The organism is Streptomyces sp. NPDC002018 (assembly GCF_042890865.1).
In the GTDB taxonomy this organism is placed as follows: Bacteria; Actinomycetota; Actinomycetes; order Streptomycetales; family Streptomycetaceae; genus Streptomyces.
On record NZ_JBIASO010000056.1, the window covers coordinates 1 to 2,407 of the forward strand.

The following is a 2,407-nucleotide window of genomic DNA, read 5'->3' on the forward strand; positions in this document are numbered from 1 at the left end:
GTCTCCCGCCACGCGCTCGGGGTCTGCCCGGTCGCCCTCGTCCCGACCACGCCCGGCCCGAAGCACGGCGGCCCGACGTTGCCGACCCCGGGGGCCCCGCCCGCCACGCGGGCGGGGCCCCTGTCCGACGACGGGAGAGAGTCCAGATGCGCACCACGACAGCGGCGGTCGTCCATGACAAGGGCGGGCCCTTCCATATCCAGGACGTGACCGTGGCGGAGCCGCGGCCCGGCGAGGTGCTGGTGCGCCTGGTGGCGACCGGTATCTGCCACACCGACCTGCTGGCACGCGACCAGGTCCTGCCGCCAGGACCACCCGCCGTCCTCGGGCACGAGGGAAGCGGAGTGGTCGAAGCCGTCGGCGCCGCCGTGGACACCGTCGCCGTCGGTGACCGGGTGGTGCTGGCCCCGGTGAGCTGCGGTGTCTGCCGTCAGTGCCGTACCGGCCACCCCATGCACTGCGTGTCCTTCCTGCCGCTGAATCTGCGCGGCCGCAGGCCCGACGGCTCCACCGCCTACCGAGACCCCGAAGGCACGGAACTGAACGCCCACTTCTTCGGCCAGTCCTCCTTCAGCCGCCATGTCGTGGCCGACGCACGGTCGGTGGTCGTCGTGGGCGACAGGGCACCGCTGGAGCTGCTCGGGCCGCTCGGGTGCGGACTACAGACCGGCGCCGGCTGCGTGCTCAATGTCCTCGCACCACCACCGGGCAGCTCGATCGCCGTGTTCGGCGCCGGGGCCGTGGGACTCGCGGCCGTGATGGCGGCCCGTGTCTCCGGCTGCGACCGGATCATCGCCGTCGACCTCCACCCCCACCGCCTGGAGACCGCCCGCGAACTGGGCGCCACGCACACCTTCGACGCGAGCCGCGAGGACGTCGTCCGCCGCATCCTCGACACCACGGGGGGCGGGGCCGAATACACCGTGGACGCGGTCGGCCACCAGCAGACCGTACGGAACGCCGTCGACGCCCTGGCCGTCGGCGGCACCGCCGCGGTGCTCGGCTCGGGAAGCGGCGGGGGACAGGAGATCTCCCTCGGCCTGGTCCAGCTCTTCGGGCGCACCGTGAAAGGGGTCCTGGAGGGCGACAGCGTGCCGGCACTGCTGATTCCCCGGCTCATCGACTTCTTCGTGGCCGGACGGTTTCCGTTCGACAGAATCGTCAGGACATATCCATTCGAGGAGATCAACAAAGCGGTCGAGGACGCCGGGGCCGGGCGCGTGATCAAGCCCGTACTCGTGTATTGAATTACCCAGGGAAACGAGACCGTGGAGGGGAATCCAGGTAGGGGGTAGATAGGGGTACGGGAGGACTTGCCGCCGGGTAGCGTGATGATCAGTTGTGCACCTCGCACCGTGCACCTTGCGATGAGGGAAGTGACGCCGTGCCGGAAGATGAGAAGGAAAAGCTCGTCGACTATCTGCGGCGGACGACCGTCGATCTGCGCCGTGCCCGCCGACGCGTCCAGGAGCTGGAGTCCCGTTCCCAGGAACCCGTCGCCATTGTCGGAATGGCCTGCCGCTATCCGGGCGGAGTTTCCTCTCCCGAGGATCTGTGGCGGCTGGTCAGGGACGAGGCCGATGTGATCTCCGGTTTCCCCGCCGACCGCGGCTGGGACGACGGCCTCTACGATCCCGACCCGGACCACTCGGGCAAGACCTATGCACGCGAGGGCGGATTCCTTTACGACGCGGGCGACTTCGACGCCTCATTCTTCGGGATTTCCCCGCGCGAGGCCATGGGAATGGATCCGCAGCAGCGACTGCTGCTCGAAACGGCCTGGGAGACATGCGAAAGGGCCGGTATCGACCCCACGACCCTCCATGGCAGCCGGACCGGGGTGTTCGCCGGCCTCATGTACCAGAACTATGTGCCGAGCATGACGGGCACCCCCGCCGACCTTGAGGGGTACATCGTCAGCGGAAGCTCCGGCAGCATCGCGTCGGGCCGTATCGCCTACAGCCTCGGCCTGGTGGGCCCGGCGGTGACGGTGGACACGGCGTGTTCGTCGTCGTTGGTGGCGCTGCATCTGGCGGCGCAGGCGCTGCGCTCCGGCGAATGCTCGCTGGCACTGGCCGGCGGTGTGACGGTCATGTCCACCCCCGGCCTGTTCGTGGAGTTCAGCCGTCAGCGGGGACTGGCCCCCGACGGCCGCTGCAAGTCCTTCTCCGCCACGGCCGACGGCGCCGGCTGGGGCGAGGGCGTGGGAATGCTCCTGCTGGAACGGTTGTCGGACGCCCGGCGGAACGGTCATCGGATCCTGGGGGTGGTCCGGGGATCGGCGGTGAACCAGGACGGTGCGTCGAATGGTTTGACGGCGCCGAATGGTCCTTCGCAGCAGCGGGTGATTCGTGAGGCGTTGGTGTCGGCGGGTCTTGGTTCGGGTGATGTGGATGTGGTGGAGGCG

General features: G+C 69.5%; 2 protein-coding genes. Both read left to right on the plus strand.

Translation table 11 applies throughout. The features are described 5' to 3' along the window. Positions 1–146 precede the first annotated feature (146 nt). Positions 147–1,247, plus strand: a complete 1,101-nt coding sequence (locus ACFYYH_RS34465; RefSeq protein ID WP_388559875.1) for an NAD(P)-dependent alcohol dehydrogenase — start codon at positions 147–149, stop codon at positions 1,245–1,247. 137 nt (positions 1,248–1,384) lie between these two features. Further along, positions 1,385–2,407: beta-ketoacyl synthase N-terminal-like domain-containing protein (locus tag ACFYYH_RS34470; protein WP_388559878.1), on the plus strand; the 1,023-nt coding region annotated here is incomplete at its 3' end.

Coding starts and splice junctions, on each gene's coding strand:
- ACFYYH_RS34465 (WP_388559875.1), top strand. CDS start 147: ATGCGCACCACGACAGCGGCGGTCGTCCATGACAAGGGCGGGCCCTTC.